The following is an 18712-nucleotide window of genomic DNA, read 5'->3' on the forward strand; positions in this document are numbered from 1 at the left end:
GTGGTCGGGCTCAACCCCGAGTACATCAACCGCTATCCGCACCAGTTCTCCGGCGGCCAGCGCCAGCGCATCGGCATCGCCCGCGGTCTCGCGCTGCGGCCCGAGATCATCGTCGCCGACGAGCCGGTCTCCGCGCTCGACGTCTCCGTGCAGGCGCAGGTCATCAACCTGATGGACAGGCTCCAGGCCGAGTTCAACCTCAGCTATGTCTTCATCGCGCACGACCTGTCGATCGTGCGGCACATCTCCGACCGGGTCGGGGTCATGTACCTGGGCCGGATCGTGGAGACCGGCAAGGACGTCGAGATCTACGACCATCCGACGCACCCCTACACCCAGGCGCTGCTGTCCGCCGTGCCCGTGCCGGACCCGGAGGCCCGGGAGCACCGGGAGCGGATCATCCTCACCGGGGACGTGCCCTCGCCCGCGCACATCCCGTCCGGCTGCCGGTTCCGCACCCGCTGCTGGAAGGCGCAGGAGCGCTGCACGCTGGAGGTGCCGCTGCTCGCGGTGCCGGCCGAGTTCCGGCTCTCCGCCGGTCCGACCGCCCACGACTCGGCCTGTCACTTCGCGGAGGAGAAGCAGGTCGTCCCCCCGGAGGAGCCCTCCGGCGGGGTGGCATAGCACCACAAATGTGAGCGAACTTCGTTAACACGCAGGCAACTTGGCGGAAGCCGTACCGATATACGGACACGCCAAGGTGAACACCGTACGGCCGTGCGGGTGCCGTAAACGGGCCGGGGTGCGCCATGTCACCCCGGCCCGTTGCCGTCTCCGGCGGCCCGGTCCCGACCGGCGCGGGGTGTGCCGGGCCGGGCCGTGGCCGCCGTGGACAGGTCAGACGAGTCCGAGGGAGCGCTTGAGGAAGTCGACCTGGAGGAGCAGGAGGTTCTCGGCGACCTGTTCCTGGGGGGTCATGTGCGTGACTCCGGACAGCGGCAGCACCTCGTGCGGGCGGCCGGCGGCCAGCAGCGCCGAGGACAGCCGCAGGGCGTGCGCCACCACGACGTTGTCGTCCGCGAGGCCGTGCACGATCATCAGCGGCCGGTGCGGCCCGGTGGGCGCGGAGAGCCCCTCGTCGGTGACCAGCGAGCTCTTCGCGTACGCCGCGGGGCTCGCGGCGGGGTCGCCGAGGTACCGCTCCGTGTAGTGGGTGTCGTACAGCCGCCAGTCGGTGACCGGGGCGCCCGCGATGCCCGCGTGGAAGACGTCGGGGCGGCGCAGCACGGCGAGCCCCGCGAGCCAGCCGCCGTACGACCAGCCGCGGATCGCGACCCGGGACAGGTCGAGCGGGAACCGTTCCGCGAGACCGTGCAGCGCCTCGACCTGGTCGTCGAGGGAGAGCGTGAGGTCGTCGCGGATCGCCTTCTCCCAGGCGGGGGAGCGCCCCGGGGTGCCCCGGCCGTCGGCGACGACCACCGCGAAGCCCTGGTCGGCGAACCACTGCGAGGTGAGGTGCGCGTTGTGCGCGGCCAGCACCCGGGGGCCGTGCGGACCGCCGTAGGGGTCCAGCAGAACCGGTAGGGGAATGTCGCCGTCGTAGTCAGTAGGCATAAGCACGGCGCATGGGATTTTCTGTGCGCCCCCCTGCGTGAGTGTCACGCGCGGGGACAAACCGGGATCTTCGGCGTACGAGGGGATGGTCGCCACCTCCCCCCGGCCTCCGGCCGGGCGGACCCCGGTCTTCCTTCGGTCGCCTTCCCGCAGTACCCGCACCTGTGCTCCAGGCCGGTCGAGCGTCGAGGACACGAGCACGGTCACGCCCCCGGCGCGCACCGCCGAGTGCACGCCGGGCTTCTGCGACAGACGCTCCAGCCCGAGTTCGTTCACGCGGTACACGTGCACCTCGCCGGTTTCCGGCGCGGTCGCGGCCTCGCCCGCCGAGGCCGCGACCAGCACATCGTCGGCCGACACGTCGAGTACCGCCCGGACGTGCAACTGGGCCCCGGTCAGCGGGCGTTCACCGAAAGCCAGGACCCGCGCGCCGCCCTCGTCGGCGATCCGCACGAGCTGTCCGTCGGGGCTCCAGCAGGGCACTCCGGGGAAAAGATCAAGCCAAGTTGGATCTTCGTCGGCGTGCACCATCCGGGTCGCCCCGGAGTCCGGGTCCACGGCCAGGATCAGCTGGCTGCGCTGGTCCCGCGCCTGCACCAGAAGCAGCGGAGCACCCGCCGCTGACCAGTGCACATGCGCCAGATACGGGTAATGCGCGCGGTCCCAGGAGACCTCCGTGCGCACCCGGTCGAGCCCGATCACGAAGAGCCGCACCTCCGCGTTGGCGCTGCCCGCCACCGGGTAGGCGACCCGCTGCGGATCGGCTTCCGGATGCGCCGGATCGGAGATCCACCAGCGCTGCACGGGCGTGTCGTCGACCCGCGCGACAAGCAGCCGGTCCCCCTCCGGCGACCACCAGAAACCGCGCGAACGCCCCATCTCCTCGGCCGCGATGAACTCGGCCAATCCATAGGAAACAGACCCCGCTTCCGCCGTGGGTTCCGGTTCCGCGAGCGCCCGGTCGTCCTCGCCCTCCGCTCCGACGACCCTCAGCGCGCCCCCGGCGACGTACGCCACGAGCCGGCCGTCGGGGGAGGGGCGAGGGTCGATCACCGGTCCGGGGACCGGGAGTTCACGCGCCGTGCCGGCCCGCAGCTCTGCGGTGAAGAGCCGCCCTGACAAGGCGAAAGAGGCCAACTCGGCGGCTGTGTCCGTGGCATATCCGACGATCCCCGCGCCGCCCTCGCGGCTGCGCTCGCGGCGCGCCCGCTCCTCCGGGGAGAGGCGCTCGCCGGCGCCGCCGAGCAGTGCCGCGGGGTCGGCCGCGACCCGTTCCTGGCCCTCCGCGACATCGAGAACCCACAGCTGATTCGCCCTCTCCGTACCGGAGGAGGACCGCAGGAACACCACCCGGGAACCGTCGGGGGACACGGTGAACGCGCGCGGCGCTCCGGAGGTGAACCGCTGCGTGCGGGCATACCGGCGCGGGAAGGAGAGAGGCTCGTTCGTCATCCCCCGACCATATTGGCCATGCGCCCCCTTGTGCGGCCGTGCGCCGATCGATGCGCGCGTACGGATAGTTATGATCACTAGCGCTGCGTGGGTAGGACCCTGCTGGCTGCTGTATGGATTTACCGACCCCCCATGTCCGGTCCCGTACCGGACCCCAAGTCCCTGGGACCTTTGGAGGTGAGCCGCCGTGGCACTCTCGATTTCGGCGGTGGTGCTGCTGGCGATCATCGTCTTTCTTCTGATCAAGAAGTCAGGACTGAAAGGCGGGCACGCGGTCGTATGCATGCTGCTCGGCTTCTATCTCGCCTCCTCGACGGTCGCGCCCACGATCAGCGAGCTGACCACGAACATCGCGGGGATGATCGGCAGCATCAAGTTCTGATCCCCGCCCGGACCGGCGACGGGGCGGGTGCCTCGTAGGGTGGGTTCCATGACGGAACTGCCCGACCGGCGTCTGCTCCTGGTGCACGCGCATCCGGACGACGAGTCGATCAACAATGGCGCGACCATGGCCAGATACGCGGCCGAGGGCGCCCAGGTGACGCTGGTGACCTGCACCCTCGGCGAGGAGGGTGAGGTCATTCCGCCCGAACTCGCCCACCTCGCCCCCGATCGCGAGGGCGGACTCGGCCCCTACCGGACCGGTGAGCTGGGCGCCGCCATGAAGGAACTGGGCGTCGCCGACCACCGCTTCCTGGGCGGGCCCGGGCGGTTCCGTGACTCCGGGATGATGGGCGTCGAGCAGAACCACCGCCCGGGTGCCTTCTGGTCCGCGGACCTCGACGAGGCCGCCGACTGCCTGGTCGAGGTGATCCGCGAGGTGCGCCCCCAGGTGCTCGTCACCTATGACCCCGATGGGGGTTATGGGCACCCGGACCACATCCAGACCCACCGCGTGGCCATGCGCGCCGCCGAACTCGCCGCGGATCCCGCCCACCGCCAGGACCTCGGCGACGCGTGGCGGATCACGAAGACCTACTGGAACCGGGTGCCGCGCCCGGTCGCCGAGGAGGCGTTCGCGCGTCTGCGTGAGGCCCTCCCCCGGCTGCCGTTCGACCGGGTGGCCGCCGTCGACGACGTGCCGGGCGTGGTCGACGAGGTGACGATCACCACCGAGGTCGACGGAACCGCGTACGCCGCCGCCAAGGCCGCCGCGATGCGGGCGCACGCCACCCAGATCACCGTGGACGGGCCCTGGTTCGTCCTCTCGAACGAGCTGGCGCAGCCGCTCTTCACCACCGAGTACTACGAGTTGGTCGACGCCCCGCGCCCCGCGACGCGGGAGACGGACCTGTTCGAGGGCGTCCAGGGCATCGAGAGGACCGACCGGTGACGGACGCGGGGAAGACGACCACTCGGCGAGGGACGGGTCTGCGATGAGTACGAACGGACAGCGCGGCGGCGGAAGTGCGCTCGCCCAGCCACTGACACGGCCCTCGGGCGGGCGGATCGCCGCCCACCTGGGACTCTTCCTGCTCGGCGCCGTGGTCGGGGTCGCCGGGGCGCTGGTGGAGCCCGGCTGGTTCCCCCTCGGGCTGCTGCTCGCGCTGGCGGGCGCCGCCGGACTCTTCCTGGGCGGAGCGCGGGCCACCGCGTCCCGGGCCGGGGCCGTCGCCCCGGCGGCCGGCTGGATGGTCGCCGTCGTCCTGCTCACCGCCAGTCGCCCGGAAGGGGACTTCCTCTTCGGCGCGGGAGTTGTTTCGTACCTCTTCCTGCTCGGAGGCATGGCCGTGGCTGTGATGTGCGCCACGCTCGGCCAGGGGCGGCAACCGGGCGCCTCCGGTGTCCGACTTGGTAAGTGACGTACCACTTCGCCGTATCGGTCAGGTGCGGGTCCGGTACGAGATTCCTTCGCGGGCGAGGTTTGCGGGCCGGACATGGCCAGTATGGTGGTGCGCGCCGCCGAGCTGCCCGAGATGAGGTCGAGTAAACGGGCGGCGGAGCCAACCGGGAGAACCTGCCTTGAGTCGTGAAACTGACAGTTCGTCCTCCGGGCCCAACGGGCGCGGTGGAGCCGCGTACCCGTCGGGGACGCCGCCGTACGGGACCCCCATGGCTTCCGAAGGCGGCGCCGACGCGGGCCGTTCGGCCACCGGCAAGCCGCCGGAGGAGCGCAAGACCGAGACCACACTGACGACACGGATCCGGATCAACATCCCTGGATCGCGGCCCATCCCGCCCGTGGTCGTCCGTACACCCGTCGCCGGCACCGACGCGCCTTCCGAGGGCGCCGACGGCGCGAACACGGGCGCACAGGCGCCGCGCGGCGGCGGTTCGCCCGCGGGCGCCTCCACGACGACGGCCACCACCCCGGCCCCGTCCGCACCGGCACCCGCGCCCGTGGACCAGCCCGGCCCGGCCGACGAGAAGACGAGCAACTGGTTCGCGCCACGCAAGTCCGGCGCGCCCAAGAGCGGTCCGGGAGGCGGGTCGACCAACGGGGCGGGCCTGCCGGGCGGTTCGGCCACCCCGGCTCCTCCGGGCGCGTCGAACGGCGCGGGTCCCGCGGGGACACCGGGCGCGGGACGGCCCGCGCCGTCCAACGGCGCCGGTCCGCTGGGCATCACCGGTGGCGTGCGGCCCGGCGGTACGAACGGTGCCGGGCTCCCCGGTGCCACCGGTGCCGGACCCGTGGCCCCCGGTCACGGCGGCGGCACGGGCTCCTTCGACGTCTCCGGGGCGCTGCGCGACACCGGCTCCTTCCCGGCCATAGGTTCGTCCGGCGGAACCGGCGAACCGCGCCGCGACGACCTCCCGTACTTCTCCGAGGGCGGCCGGGGCGGCCCGGCCGGTCCGACCGGCGGTCCCGCCATCGGTGACGGCCCGATGGTGCCTCCGGCCGGCCCCGGCGCGGCTCCCGGCAGCCTGGCCGCGACACCGGGCTCCGGCAACCCGAACGCGGGCGCGGGATATCCCGGTGCCGGAACGGGCTCGCGCGGCGGTCTGAGCGGCGGTCTCAGCGACGACACCGCGATCCTCACCCCGCAGAAGCCGGCGCCCGACCCGGGACCCGGTGGCTACGGCGCCCCCGCGGACAACGTCTCCGGGCACACCCTGACCAGCGGCATCCCCGTCGTGTCACCCAGCCAGAACTTCTCGTTCGACGAGGGGACGCGCAACGAGGGACCCAGGTCCCACACCCCGCCGAAGCTGCCCGAGCCGGTCCGGCAGCCGCCCGCCTCGTCTAAGCCGGCGAAGAAGAAAAAGGGCCGCAACAAGTCGGCGCTCCTCGGCGTCCTCGCAGTGGTCCTCGTCGGCGGCGCCTACGGCGCGGGCCTGCTCATGAACCACTCGGACGTGCCCAAGGGCACCACCGTGCTCGGCGTCGACATCGGCGGCGGCACCCGCGACGACGCCGTCAAGAAGCTCGACGACGCCTTCGGCGACCGCACGAACAAGCCCCTCACGCTGTCCGTCGACGGCGACACGGTCCAGCTCAAGCCCGACCAGGCCGGACTCCAGCTGGACAGCCAGGCCACCGTCCGCGCCGCCGCCGGCAGCGACTACAACCCGGTCTCGGTGATCGGCTCGCTGTTCGGCCAGGAGCGCGTGGTCGCGCCCGTGATGCCGGTCGACGAGGAGAAGCTCCAGGCCGCCCTGGAACGCGCCGCGAGCGGCTCCGGTTCGGCGACCGACGGCACGATCAAGTTCAGTCCGGGCAAGGCCGTCGCCGTCTACGGCAAGGCGGGCAAGGGCATCGACGTCGCGTCCTCGACGCAGGCCGTCAAGGACGCCTACCTCGCCCAGGTCGGGGCCAACGCGACCACTCCGGTGAAGGTCGCCACCACGACCCGCCAGCCGACGGTCTCCAAGGCCGAGGTGGACCGGAAGATGTCGACGTTCGCGACGGTCGCCATGTCGGCGAACATCACCGTCCGCACGGACGCCACCCACCTCATCGCCTTCAGTCCGCAGAAGTCCATCTGGAAGTTCCTGAGCGTCAAGCCGGTCGACGGCAAGCTCGTCGAGCACTACGACCTCAAGGTGCTCCAAGCGCTGTACGGCCACGCCTTCGACGGTGTGACGATCACCAAGGGCGACGGCAGCAAGAAGGCCGTGAGCCCGGAGGACGTGGCCTCCGCCGTCGGCCGGGCGCTGGTCGGGAAGTCGACCGCCGACCGTGACGTGACCATCCCCACCGACCCCAACTAGCGGGCGCACCAAGCGCGTAGAGGGCACCCGGCCAGGTTCTCACCGGCCGGGTGCCCTCTCGCCGTTCCGTGAGGGCCGCGCCACCGGGCACGGGCGCGCCGCCGACATGACATCTGTCATCCGCGACCGAGGACACAGCGCACTGCCGCGGGCACCCCCTGCGCCGCCACGATGGATCACATGACAACGACTGCGGCGACCACCACCACACCGGTGGTCGGGTTCGAATCGGTGACCAAGGCCTATGGGAGCGTCCGGGCCGTGGACGGGCTGACGCTCGAACTGCACCCGGGCGAGACCGTCGCCCTGCTGGGTCCCAACGGGGCGGGCAAGTCGACCACGCTGGACCTGCTGCTCGGCCTCAAGAACGCCGACAGCGGGACGGTCCGGGTGTTCGGAACCGGTCCGCGCGAGGCGATCGTCGCCGGCCGGGTGGGCGCCATGCTGCAGAGCGGCGGGCTGATGGACGAGGTCACCGTCGGCGAACTCGTGAAGCTCGCCTGCGATCTGCACCCGAAGCCGTACCGCGCCACCGACGTCCTCGCCCGCGCCGGCATCGGCCAGATCGCCGACCGCAAGGTCAACAAGCTCTCGGGCGGCCAGGCACAGCGCGTCCGGTTCGCCCTCGCCACGGCCGGGGACAGCGACCTGATCGTCCTCGACGAGCCCACCACCGGCATGGACGTCTCAGCCCGGCAGGCCTTCTGGGCCACCATGCGCGAGCAGGCCGACCAGGGCCGCACGGTCCTGTTCGCCACGCACTACCTGGAGGAGGCCGACGCCATAGCGGACCGCGTCCTCGTGCTGCACCGGGGACGCCTGCTGGCCGACGGCACCGCCGCCGAGATCAAGGCCAAGGCCGGCGCCCGCCGCGTCGCCTTCGACCTGGAGGGCCCCATCGACGAGGCCCCGCTGCGCGCGCTGCCCTTCCTCACCTCCATCGACGTGTCCGGGCAGACCGTCCGCATCCAGTCCTCCGACGCGGACGCCACCGTGCACGCGCTCTACGGGCTCGGCGTCTACCCGCGCAATCTCGAAGTCGCCGGGCTCGGTCTCGAGCAGGCCTTCGTCGCCATCACCGCGGCCGAAGAGGCCAACCGCACGGCGGCCGAAGAGGCCGACAGCACCGCCGCCGAGGAGGCGACGTCCAAGTGAACAGTCTCATCAAGCTGGAGATCACCCGCGCCCTGCGCAACAAGAAGTTCCTGTTCTTCTCGGTGGTCTACCCCTCGGCCCTGTTCCTGCTGATCGCGGGCAGCGCCGACAGCACCACCGAGGTGGACGGCACCGGCCTCACCCTGCCGACCTTCTTCATGGTCTCCATGGCCTCCTTCGGCGCCCTGACCGCCGTCCTCATGGGCAACAGCGAACGCATCGCGAAGGAGCGGGAGAGCGGCTGGGTACGGCAGTTGAGGCTCACCACGCTGCCGGGCCGCGGCTATGTCCTCGCCAAGACGGCCGGCGCCGCCGTGATCAGCCTGCCGTCGATCGTGATCGTCTTCGTGGTCGCCGCGGCGGTGAAGGACGTACGCCTGGACGCCTGGCAGTGGCTCGCGCTCACCGGCGTGATCTGGGCCGGCAGCCTGGTCTTCGCCGCGCTCGGCGTCGCCATCGGCTACCTGGCCAGCGGCGACGCGGTCCGTCCGATCACGATGATCGTCTACTTCGGTCTGTCGATGCTCGGCGGCCTCTGGATGCCGACGACGACCTTCCCCGACTGGCTCCAGAGCATCGCGAAGTGGCTGCCCACGCACGCGTACGCTGCCCTGGGGCAGGCCATCGAACTGGGCAACGCCCCGCACGCGAAGGACATCGCCATCCTCGCCGTCTCCTTCGCCCTCTTCGCGGGCGGCGCGGCATGGCTGTACCGGAAGGACACGCTGAAGGCGTGAGTGCCATGACGGAAGACCCGCTGCCCGACCAGGCCCGCACGGACCGGCTGGTGCGGATGGGAGAGTCCCCCCGCAACGTCCGCGAGGCCCTGCGCAAGTCGGCGTGGATCGTCATCTGGCTGGTGTTCCTCAGCTCGCCGGTCCACGACCTCGCCTCCGGCAACCACACGCCCGCGGCCACCGCGGCCGGCTGGCTCGGCCTCGCGGCCTTCGTCGCGATCTATCTGACGCTGGTCTTCCGGAACATGGGCAGGGCCTTCGCGGGCACCCTGGCCGTCTCCTCCCTCGTCCTCGCCCTCGGCGCGCTCGCCGTCGTACTGTGCCTGACGCTCGGCCCGCCCTGGCTCGGCCTGTTCGTGTACGTCTCGGTCGCCTGCGGGACGACGTTCCCGCTGCGGGTGTCGTACTGGACCATCCCGCTGACCGCCGTCGTGATGCTGCTCGTCGGCCTGCACGGCGGCGAGCGGGACGCCCGCAACCTCGTCCTGCTCGTCGTCCTGATCGGCTTCGCGATGACCGGCGTACGGCAGTTGGTCCGTACGACGGTGGAACTGCGCAAGGCACGGGCCACCGTCGCCCAGCTCGCCGCGAACGAGGAGCGCCTGCGGCTCGCCAGGGACCTGCACGACCTGCTCGGCCACTCGCTCTCGCTGATCACCCTGAAGAGCGAGCTGGCCGGGCGGATGCTCCCGGACCATCCCGGCAAGGCGGCCCAGCAGGTCGCCGACATCGAGCAGGTGAGCCGCCAGGCCCTGGTCGACGTACGCGAGGCGGTCACCGGCTACCGGCGGCCCCGGCTGGCCGGTGAACTCGCGGGAGCCCAGGTCGCCTTGACCGCTGCGGGCGTCATCGCCGACCTGCCGGCCGAACCCGATGTCGAGGCTGTTCCCGAGGAGAGCGAGTCCGCGCTGGCCTGGGCGCTGCGCGAGGCGATCACCAACGTCGTACGGCACAGCGGCGCCCGGTGCTGCGTGGTGACACTCGTCCGGCGCCAGACCCTGGACGGCCCCGTGCTCGAACTGTCGGTGGAGGACGACGGCTCGGGCGGCTCCTCCGGCGCCGCCCCCGGCAACGGACTGACGGGACTGACCGAACGCCTGGAGCAGGCGGGCGGATCGCTGGAGGCGGGGCGCGCCCGGCACGGATTCCGGCTGGCCGCACGGGTGCCGCTCGCCGGCGGCCGAGCCCCTGTGGGCGCGGCGGACGACCCCGTAGAATCCGGTGCATGAGCCGCACGATCAAGGTCCTGCTCGCCGAGGACCAGTCGATGGTCCGCGAGGCGCTGGCCGCCCTGCTGGGACTGGAGCCGGACATCGAGGTGGTCGTCCAGGTGGCCCGCGGCGACGAGGTACTGGCGGCGGCCCGCGCCCATGACGTGGACGTGGCGCTCCTCGACATCGAGATGCCGGGGATGACGGGCATAGAGGCCGCGGCCGGACTCCACAAGGAGTTCCCCGCCCTCAAGCTGATCGTTCTCACGACCTTCGGCCGCCCCGGCTATCTGCGCAGCGCCATGGAGTCCGGCGCCGACGCCTTTCTGGTCAAGGACGCCCCGGCGGCCCAACTCGCCCAGGCGGTACGCAAGGTGCTGGCGGGCGAGCGCGTGATCGACCCCACGCTGGCCGCGGCCGCGCTGGCCGAGGGCGCCAACCCGCTCACCGACCGCGAACGCGAGATTCTCCGGGCCGCCGCCGACGGCTCCACCAACGCCGAACTGGCCACCGCCCTCCACCTCTCCCAGGGCACGGTCCGCAACTACCTCTCCACGGCCATCCAGAAACTGGCGGTCCGCAATCGGGCGGAGGCGGTACGGATCGCGCGGGAGAAGGGGTGGCTGTGAAGGGATCCGTGGGCTCCTGGCCCGGCTCCGGGCCGGGCATGCGCGCAGCCCGGCGGACCCGCTTCAGTTGAGCATCGCCCGTGCCGCGTGGGCCTGTCGGCGTACGCGGTCGGCAGCCGGTTCGTCGACGCCCGCCACCACGTCCGCGTACGCGTCGAGTTCGGCGGCTCCGCTGAGGAAGTCTCCGCGCTGGACGAGGAGTTGAGCGCGGTCGTAGCGCAGCCGCGCCGGGTGCGAGGGAAGCTGGAGGGAAAGCTCCACCGACCACAGGGCCACGTCGGAGCGTTCGGGCCGGGCGGCGGCCCAGGCACGGATGTTGTTCAGGATGCGCAGGACGACGTCGAGCGGGTCGGCGGGGGACAGCATCGACGGGTCGAGCGGGGCGCCGGTCGCCCCGGCGACGAGCAGCTCGGCGTCGGAGCCGGTCAGGACGCGCCCGCCGTCGAAGGGATCGGCGAGCACCTGCTCCTCGGGCGGTCCGAAGCCCACCACGAAATGACCGGGCAGCGCGACCCCGTAGACCGGTGCGCCGGCCCGTCGCGCGACCTCCATCCACACCACCGAGAGCAGGATGGGCAGCCCGCGCCGCCGACGCAGCACCGCGTGCAGCAGGGAGGACTCCAGCCGCTGGTAGTCGCCCGGTGACCCCCGGTATCCGCAGCGCCCGCCGAGGAGTTCGGAGAGGGCGCTCGCCCAGGCGCGGGGGCCGCCCGGACGGAAGGGCAGCCGGCCGGCCAGCCCGTCCAGCTCGATCTGCGCCGCGTCCATGCCGGCCTCGTCCAGCGTCCCGTCCGCCGCGGCGCCCGCCAGCAGGCACAGCACCGCGAGATCGGGCCGCTCGGCCCGTGCCTCGTCGGCGAACCGCCGCCGTACGTCGTCGGCTCGCTCCGGGTCCGGTGGCTGAGGGGAAGGCATAGCGGGCTCGTGCCCCGTCACGTCGATCGATAGCGGTCGTCGCCGGGTACCTGTTGCGTCCGCGGCGCGCGGTAGTGGTGGTACGCGTGATGCGCCCCGAATCCCATGCCCGCGTACAGCTCCCGTGCCCCGGCGTTGTCCGCCTCCACCTGGAGCCAGGCCGCCGAGGCGCCCTCGTCCAGGGCGCGGCGGGCCAGCGCGGCCATGACGGCGGTGGCGAGGCCCGTGCGGCGGAACGCCGGGTCGACCTCGACGGCGGCGAAACCGGCCCAGCGGCCGTCCACCACACACCGCCCGATCGCGGCCGGAGCCGCGCCCTCGGCGCCGGGCACCGTCGCGAACCACACCGAGGGACCGCTGCCCAGCACCTTCAGGGCCACGTCGCTCAGGCCCTTGCGCTGGTAGCGGCCGAGCCACGCCTCGTCGGCCGTGCGGGAGAGCAGGACCCCGGGTGCCTCCCGGTCCCCGATCGGCGCGAGCGCGCCGGTCCACAGTTCGGCCGTCACCTCACGCGCCCAGCCACGCGCCTCCAGCTCCGCGCACAGCAGCTCCTGTGTGCCCTCGGCTCCGGTCGCGGTCTGGACGTAGGCGGGCAGGCCACGGGCCGCGTACCAGTCCCGTACGGCGGTCAGTGCCTGGTCGAGCGGCACGCCCGGGTCGCCCAGCGGCAGCACGGAGTTGGCGCGCCGGGTGAACCCGCCCGCCGCCCGCAGCTCCCATGAGCCGAGCCGCTCGCTCTCCACCGGCCGCCAGGCCCGGGCGGCGACCCGCGCCAGCTCCTCGTACGAGGCCGCGGGCCCGCGCCGTCGGGCCGGGGCGGACGGCACGACCTTGCCCGCGACCAGCGAGGATTCGGCGATCCGGACGCTCTCGCCGGTCCGTCGTGTGATCAGCAGCACACCGTTGTCCCACGATGTGAGAACTCCGACCGTATCGGTGAACCTCCCGCCCGTGTCTCCGTCGTCGATCATGCGTCGTACCGAGACACGTTTTCCCACGTCAGCAGCGGTGATGCGGACCTCCAGGCGGCCGGATGCAGAGATTTCCACAGGTCAGTTCACCCCTCCTGTTCGGATCATGCCCAAGAACGGAGATACTAGGGGCGGGCATCGACGACGCCGCGCTCCCGCGCGCCAGGCGGCGGAGCCTACGGAGGCCCGCCAGCGCCCTATCGAGGAGGAACGACAGCGTGACCTACGTCATCGCGCAGCCTTGTGTCGACGTCAAGGACAAGGCGTGCATCGAGGAGTGCCCGGTCGACTGCATCTACGAGGGCTCCCGGTCCTTGTACATCCACCCGGACGAATGCGTCGACTGCGGAGCCTGTGAGCCGGTGTGCCCGGTCGAGGCGATCTTCTACGAGGACGACACTCCGGAAGAGTGGAAGGACTACTACAAGGCGAACGTCGAGTTCTTCGACGAGCTCGGCTCGCCCGGCGGTGCCAGCAAGCTCGGTCTGATCGAGCGCGACCACCCCTTCATCGCAGCGCTGCCGCCGCAGAACCAGTAAGCGGCCCTCTGGGGCCCCTCCCAGTGGTAGCTGGGGGAGTGCCGCCTCGGTCCCGTACGGCCTGATCGCTCCGATCGCCTTACGGGACCGAGGCGTTTTGCCGTGTCAGCCCGTGCGGCATCCGTGCAGCGGCCCGTGTACGGCCTGTACAGGCCGTACGTACGAGAAAGTGAGCCCGATCCCGTGTCCGCAGTCTCCGACCGGCTTCCCACCTTCCCCTGGGACAAGCTGGAGCCCTACAAGGCGACCGCCGCCGCTCACCCGGGCGGCATCGTCGACCTGTCCGTCGGCACCCCGGTCGACCCGGTGCCCGAGCTGATCCAGAAAGCCCTGGTCGCGGCCGCGGACTCGCCCGGCTATCCCACGGTGTGGGGCACGCCCGAGCTGCGGGACGCGCTCACGGGCTGGGTGGAGCGGCGGCTCGGCGCGCGGGACGTCACCCACCGCCATGTCCTGCCGATCGTCGGCTCCAAGGAACTGGTCGCCTGGCTGCCGACTCAGCTCGGCCTCGGCCCCGGCGACAAGGTCGCGTACCCGCGCCTCGCGTACCCGACGTACGAGGTCGGAGCGCGGCTCGCGCGGGCGGACCACGTGGTCTACGACGACCCGACGGAGCTGGACCCGACGGGCCTGAAGCTGCTGTGGCTGAACTCCCCGTCCAACCCGACCGGCAAGGTCCTGTCCGCCGCCGAGCTCGCCCGGATCGTCGGCTGGGCCCGTGAGCACGGCATCCTCGTCTTCTCCGACGAGTGCTACCTCGAGCTGGGCTGGGAGGCCGACCCGGTCTCGGTACTGCACCCGGACGTGTGCGGCGGCTCCTACGAGGGGATCGTCTCGGTCCACTCGCTCTCCAAGCGCTCGAACCTGGCCGGCTACCGCGCCGCGTTCCTCGCGGGCGACCCCGCCGTCCTCGGCGAACTCCTCGCGATCCGCAAGCACGGCGGCATGATGACCTCCGCGCCGACCCAGGCCGCCGTGGTCGCCGCCCTCTCGGACGACACCCACGTCCGGGAACAGCGCGACCGCTACGCCGCCCGCCGCACCGCGCTGCGCGACGCCCTGCTGGACCACGGCTTCCGGATCGAGCACAGCGAGGCGAGCCTCTACCTCTGGGCCACCCGGGACGAGTCCTGCTGGTCCACGGTCGCCCACCTGGCCGACCTGGGCATCCTGGTGGCCCCCGGCGACTTCTACGGCGAGGCGGGAGACAAGTTCGTCCGCGTGGCCCTCACCGCCTCGGACGAGCGTGTCGCGGCGGCGGTCGAACGCCTCCGGCAGGCGCCCTCGGCCCAGTAGTGCGCGACGGGGGTCCGGGGAACAGGCGTCCCCGGACCCCCGTCACCGCCCACGACCGCCGGGCCCGCGTCCGCCGGGCCCCGCGTCCGGGGCGTCGGCGCGACGGCGGTGCCTAGCCCAGCGGCAGGCCCTTCAGCGGCAGCTGCTTCGTCGGCAGGCCGCCCCGGGTCACGGTGTCCGTCGGCAGGCCGCCGCCGGTCGCGGTCTTCGCGGTGTCACCGAGGAGGCCAGCGGCCTGCCCGGCAGCGCCCCCGGCCACCTTCTGCGCGGCCGGCGTCGCCTTCTTGGCGACCTTCCTACCGGTCTTGCCCGCGGCCGGCACGGACTTCTTGACCGCGTCGCCGCTGGACTTGCCGGCGATCCCGGTGACGTTCTGCGCCGCTCCGTCGACGGTGTTGCCGACGTTCGCCCCGTCCAGGGCGGTCAGCCCGCCGAGGCCGGGGGTCGGCAGTTCGGGCGCCGCGCAGGCGGAGCCGGCCGCACCGACCACGGGCGCCGCTCCGGCCGCGACGAGCAGCACGACACGGGCGATCCGGCGGGTCAGGGGGAGGGACATGTTGCTCCTTATGACGGGAGAGAACGGGGAAGTGTCCGACCGTGCCCGGGAGCTGACCGGCTGGCTGCCGACCGACCGCGTCACCGTCCGCTGAGCCTCTGCGGTGATCGTTCCGGGCTCGGACGCAGTGACTACCGCTCGAAGTCCGCGAAGGTTGCGGTGGCCCGACGCAAAGAGTTGGCAATGCGTCGCATTATCGGGTGTGGATAAAAACGGGCAAATAATACCCGGCGGTATATCCCGCAGAATCCTTGCGGCCCTTTGTTCTCAAGGGATTTCCCGGATGCGGGGTGAGTGCGCGCAAGCCCCTGCCCGTCGCCGGCCCGCCGAGGGCCGGTCCTCCCAACGAGTGAGGGTCCGTACTACTGAGCAGTGACGATATGGACCTCGGCCGCGGCCTTCCCTCCGGCCGCACCGCCCTTGCCGTCGGCCGTGCGCCACGAGCCCTCCGAGGTCCCCGCGGTCCACTCGCGCCCCGCGTACGACACCCGCTCGATGTGCAGGGCCGAGGAGTTGGCCACGGCCCAGTGCGCCAGCTCCCAGCCGCGGCGGACCACCCCGGCCCCGGCGGTGGAGTCCTCGCGCACGGGGACCGTCACGGTCCGGTCGACGGCCTTCGGCGAGGCCGGGGCGACGGGGGTCGGCGACGCCGAGGAACCCTTGGCGTCCACGGTGGCGCCCGCCTCCTGGAGCACATCGCGCCCGAAGTCCCGCGCGAGCGCGGCCCGCACCGGGGCGGTGCCGCCCGCCGGGGTCGCGCCCGGGCGCCCCTCGCAGGTCAGCGTGGCCGCCGCGCGGCCGGTCAGGGCGGCGGCGAGCAGGGTGGCGTCCGGCTCGTGCTTCGCGTACGCCTGCGGATAGCCGCTGCGCTGCACGCGCTGCGCGGCGACGGTGAGGGGCAGCCGCGAATAGCCGGGCACCTTGGCCAGGTGCTCGTAGAAGATGCCCGCCGCGTACGTCGGGTCCATGATCTGCTTCGTCGTGCCCCAGCCCTGCGAGGGCCGCTGCTGGAACAGGCCGAGGGAGTCCCGGTCGCCGTGCTGGATGTTGCGCAGCCCCGACTCCTGGAGAGCCGTCGCGAGGGCGATGGCCACCGCGCGCTCGGGCATCCGGCGCGAGGTGCCGACCGCCGAGATCGTCGCCGCGTTCACCGCCTGCTCGGGCGTGAACTCGTACGACGCGCCGTCGCCCTTGCCGGAGACGACCTTGCACCGGGGCGCGCCGGTGCCGCCCGTGAGGTACTGCACGCCGAGATAGCCCGCGAGGGCGAGCAGGACCATGACGGCCCCGCCGAAGCGGAGGAGGCGACGGCGGCGCCGGACAGGAGTGGGGGACGGCTCTGGCACGCGTACAAGGTACTGGAGACCGCTGTCGGCGGACTGTGGGGCTGTGGACAACGGGAGCGACGCCGGGGGATACGACCGCATCCGGCTGCTTTCGGGACCCCCCGGCCGGTCGCGCTAGGGTCGTCGGCATGGCCGACACCCCGCTTGACCTCACCCTGGACGCAGCCGAGCTCACCGCGCAGCTCGTCGACTTCCCCTCGGAGAGCGGCAACGAGAAGCCGCTCGCGGACGCCGTGGAGGCCGCCCTGCGCGCCCTGCCGCATCTGACGGTCGACCGGTACGGCAACAACGTCGTGGCACGCACGAACCTGGGCCGCGCCGAGCGGGTCGTCCTCGCCGGCCACATCGACACGGTGCCCATCGCGGACAACGTGCCCTCGCGCCTCGACGAGGACGGCGTGCTGTGGGGCTGCGGCACCTGCGACATGAAGTCGGGCGTCGCGGTCCAGCTCCGTATCGCGGCCACCGTCCCCGAACCCAACCGGGACCTCACCTTCGTCTTCTACGACAACGAAGAGGTCGCGGCCCATCTGAACGGGCTGAAGCATGTGTCCGAAGCCCACCCGGAATGGCTGCAGGGCGACTTCGCGGTCCTCCTGGAGCCCTCCGACGGGCAGGTCGAGGGCGGCTGCCAGGGCACGCTGCGGGTGCTGCTGAAGACCAAGGGCGAACGGGCCCACTCCGCCCGCAGCTGGATGGGTTCGAACGCGATCCACGCGGCCTCCCCGATCCTGGCCGCGCTGGCGGCGTACGAGCCGCGCTACCCGGTGATCGACGGCCTGGAGTACCGCGAGGGCCTGAACGCGGTGGGCATCTCGGGCGGTGTCGCGGGCAATGTCATCCCCGACGAGTGCGTCGTCACGGTCAATTTCCGCTACGCGCCCGACCGCACCGAGGAGGAGGCGATCGAGCACGTCCGCGAGGTCTTCGCCGACTGCGGCGTGGACGAGTTCGTCGTCGACGACCACAGCGGTGCCGCTCTTCCCGGCCTCTCCCACCCGGCGGCCGCCGCCTTCATCGAGGCGGTCGGGGGCACCCCGCAGCCCAAGTACGGCTGGACGGACGTCTCCCGATTCAGCCGGCTCGGCGTTCCGGCGGTCAACTACGGCCCCGGGAATCCCCACTTGGCGCACAAGCGGGACGAAAGGGTGGAGACGGCCAAGATCCTCGCGGGTGAGGAACGGCTGCGCGACTGGCTCACCGCCTGAGGCGTCCCGTTGGCGGTTCATGGCGGACATGCCCACGTCCCCCCGCCGTAACCAGCGGAGATCTACCCTGGGGCAGAACGACCTTCCCCCGCCCCGGCCCGGCCGGAACGGGGGAAGATCCGTACGCGGAGGGAGTGGACATGGCTACTGGCAACCCGGAGGGCAAGAAGCGGCCACCGGAGGAGCAGCGGCTGGGCCCGGTGCTGCGCAGGCGGGATCAGGTGCAGGCGAGCACCACGGATCAGCGGCTGCTGGACGAGCGGGCCCCGTCGGACTGGGTGCACACCGACCCCTGGCGTGTTCTGCGTATCCAGTCGGAGTTCATCGAGGGCTTCGGCACGCTGGCCGAACTCCCGCCCGCGATCAGTGTCTTCGGCTCGGCCCGTACGCCGGTGGACTCGCCCGAGTACGCGGCGGGAGTCGCCCTCGGCCGGGGTCTGGTCGACGCCGGGTTCGCCGTGATCACCGGCGGTGGGCCGGGCGCCATGGAGGCCGCGAACAAGGGTGCCTTGGAGGCGAAGGGCATCTCCGTCGGCCTCGGCATCGAGCTCCCCTTCGAGCAGGGGCTGAACCAGTACGTCGACATCGGCCTGAACTTCCGGTACTTCTTCGTCCGGAAAATGATGTTCGTGAAGTATGCGCAGGGCTTCGTGGTCCTGCCCGGTGGCCTCGGCACCCTCGACGAACTCTTCGAGGCGCTCACCCTGGTCCAGACCCAGAAGGTCACCCGCTTCCCCATCGTGCTGTTCGGCACGGAGTACTGGGGCGGCCTCGTCGACTGGCTCAAGAACACCCTCATTGCCCAGGGCAAGGCGTCCGAGAAGGACCTGATGCTGTTCCACCTGACCGACGAGGTGGACGAAGCGGTGGCCCTGGTGTCGAAGGAGGCCGGCCGCTAGTACCGGTCCGGCCTCTCCTCGTCAGCGGAGCGGCCGCGGGGCCGGGCAGGGACTGACGCCGGGCGGCGGAGGGGCTGTCTCTTATACACATC

At 72.0% G+C, this 18712-nt stretch carries 18 protein-coding genes; 13 read left to right on the forward strand and 5 right to left on the reverse strand.

Annotation, left to right across the window (positions count from 1 at the left end; all coding sequences use genetic code 11):
- Positions 1 to 624 (forward strand): oligopeptide/dipeptide ABC transporter ATP-binding protein (locus tag ACFWBT_RS31650; protein WP_385706415.1); only part of this gene is annotated, 624 nt, incomplete at its 5' end.
- Between the two features lie 213 nt (positions 625 to 837).
- Here ACFWBT_RS31650 and ACFWBT_RS31655 read toward each other — a convergent pair.
- A complete protein-coding gene (locus ACFWBT_RS31655; protein WP_385706416.1) occupies positions 838 to 3006 on the reverse strand; it encodes a prolyl oligopeptidase family serine peptidase in 2169 nt (722 codons plus the stop codon).
- Between the two features lie 187 nt (positions 3007 to 3193).
- Between ACFWBT_RS31655 and ACFWBT_RS31660 the strand changes: the two genes are divergently transcribed.
- From ACFWBT_RS31660 to ACFWBT_RS31695, 8 genes are all read left to right on the forward strand, one after another.
- Complete coding sequence (locus ACFWBT_RS31660; RefSeq protein ID WP_150947166.1) at positions 3194 to 3388, forward strand: hypothetical protein; 195 nt, start codon at positions 3194 to 3196, stop codon at positions 3386 to 3388.
- Positions 3389 to 3436: 48 nt separating this feature from the next.
- Positions 3437 to 4339, forward strand: a complete 903-nt coding sequence (gene mshB / locus ACFWBT_RS31665) for an N-acetyl-1-D-myo-inositol-2-amino-2-deoxy-alpha-D-glucopyranoside deacetylase (RefSeq protein ID WP_385706417.1) — start codon at positions 3437 to 3439, stop codon at positions 4337 to 4339.
- Between the two features lie 43 nt (positions 4340 to 4382).
- On the forward strand, positions 4383 to 4808 hold the full coding sequence (locus ACFWBT_RS31670; protein WP_385706418.1) for a DUF6113 family protein: 426 nt from the start codon (positions 4383 to 4385) through the stop codon (positions 4806 to 4808).
- A 160-nt stretch (positions 4809 to 4968) separates the two neighbouring features.
- A complete protein-coding gene (locus tag ACFWBT_RS31675) occupies positions 4969 to 7158 on the forward strand; it encodes a hypothetical protein (protein ID WP_385706419.1) in 2190 nt (729 codons plus the stop codon).
- Positions 7159 to 7338: 180 nt separating this feature from the next.
- On the forward strand, positions 7339 to 8313 hold the full coding sequence (locus ACFWBT_RS31680; RefSeq protein ID WP_385706420.1) for an ABC transporter ATP-binding protein: 975 nt from the start codon (positions 7339 to 7341) through the stop codon (positions 8311 to 8313).
- Positions 8310 to 9050, forward strand: coding sequence for an ABC transporter permease (locus ACFWBT_RS31685; RefSeq protein WP_385706421.1), 741 nt, complete (start codon positions 8310 to 8312; stop codon positions 9048 to 9050). Before ACFWBT_RS31680 ends, ACFWBT_RS31685 begins: the two co-directional genes overlap by 4 nt.
- Before the next feature lie 5 nt (positions 9051 to 9055).
- The gene (locus ACFWBT_RS31690; protein ID WP_385706430.1) at positions 9056 to 10279 is read left to right on the forward strand and encodes a sensor histidine kinase; all 1224 of its coding nucleotides are present in this window, start codon (positions 9056 to 9058) and stop codon (positions 10277 to 10279) included.
- Entirely contained in the window at positions 10276 to 10890 is a 615-nt protein-coding gene (locus ACFWBT_RS31695; RefSeq protein ID WP_385706422.1) for a response regulator, read from the forward strand. Before ACFWBT_RS31690 ends, ACFWBT_RS31695 begins: the two co-directional genes overlap by 4 nt.
- A gap of 63 nt (positions 10891 to 10953) precedes the next feature.
- On the opposite strand, the gene ACFWBT_RS31700 is transcribed toward ACFWBT_RS31695, so the two are convergent.
- Together ACFWBT_RS31700 and ACFWBT_RS31705 are read right to left on the reverse strand one after the other, a co-directional pair.
- A complete protein-coding gene (locus tag ACFWBT_RS31700; protein ID WP_385706423.1) occupies positions 10954 to 11805 on the reverse strand; it encodes a tetratricopeptide repeat protein in 852 nt (283 codons plus the stop codon).
- 17 nt (positions 11806 to 11822) lie between these two features.
- Positions 11823 to 12854 carry a GNAT family N-acetyltransferase gene (locus tag ACFWBT_RS31705; protein WP_385706424.1) on the reverse strand — a complete coding sequence of 344 codons (1032 nt, stop codon included), beginning with the start codon at positions 12852 to 12854 and terminating at the stop codon, positions 11823 to 11825.
- 140 nt (positions 12855 to 12994) lie between these two features.
- Between ACFWBT_RS31705 and fdxA the strand changes: the two genes are divergently transcribed.
- On the forward strand, positions 12995 to 13315 hold the full coding sequence (fdxA, locus tag ACFWBT_RS31710) for a ferredoxin (protein WP_018089397.1): 321 nt from the start codon (positions 12995 to 12997) through the stop codon (positions 13313 to 13315).
- Between the two features lie 183 nt (positions 13316 to 13498).
- Positions 13499 to 14611: a bifunctional succinyldiaminopimelate transaminase/glutamate-prephenate aminotransferase gene (locus tag ACFWBT_RS31715; RefSeq protein WP_385706425.1), complete on the forward strand. Its 1113-nt coding sequence runs from the start codon at positions 13499 to 13501 to the stop codon at positions 14609 to 14611.
- A gap of 112 nt (positions 14612 to 14723) precedes the next feature.
- On the opposite strand, the gene ACFWBT_RS31720 is transcribed toward ACFWBT_RS31715, so the two are convergent.
- A complete protein-coding gene (locus ACFWBT_RS31720; protein WP_385706426.1) occupies positions 14724 to 15167 on the reverse strand; it encodes an ATP-binding protein in 444 nt (147 codons plus the stop codon).
- A gap of 362 nt (positions 15168 to 15529) precedes the next feature.
- Complete coding sequence (locus ACFWBT_RS31725) at positions 15530 to 16513, reverse strand: heavy metal transporter (RefSeq protein ID WP_385706427.1); 984 nt, start codon at positions 16511 to 16513, stop codon at positions 15530 to 15532.
- Positions 16514 to 16641: 128 nt separating this feature from the next.
- Here ACFWBT_RS31725 and dapE point away from each other — a divergent pair, with 128 nt between their 5' ends.
- Entirely contained in the window at positions 16642 to 17721 is a 1080-nt protein-coding gene (dapE, locus tag ACFWBT_RS31730) for a succinyl-diaminopimelate desuccinylase (RefSeq protein ID WP_385706428.1), read from the forward strand.
- 140 nt (positions 17722 to 17861) lie between these two features.
- Positions 17862 to 18620, forward strand: coding sequence for a TIGR00730 family Rossman fold protein (locus tag ACFWBT_RS31735; protein WP_385706429.1), 759 nt, complete (start codon positions 17862 to 17864; stop codon positions 18618 to 18620).
- The last annotated feature ends 92 nt before the right edge of the window (positions 18621 to 18712 follow it).

The organism is Streptomyces sp. NPDC060027 (assembly GCF_042737005.1).
Lineage (GTDB): Bacteria > Actinomycetota > Actinomycetes > Streptomycetales > Streptomycetaceae > Streptomyces.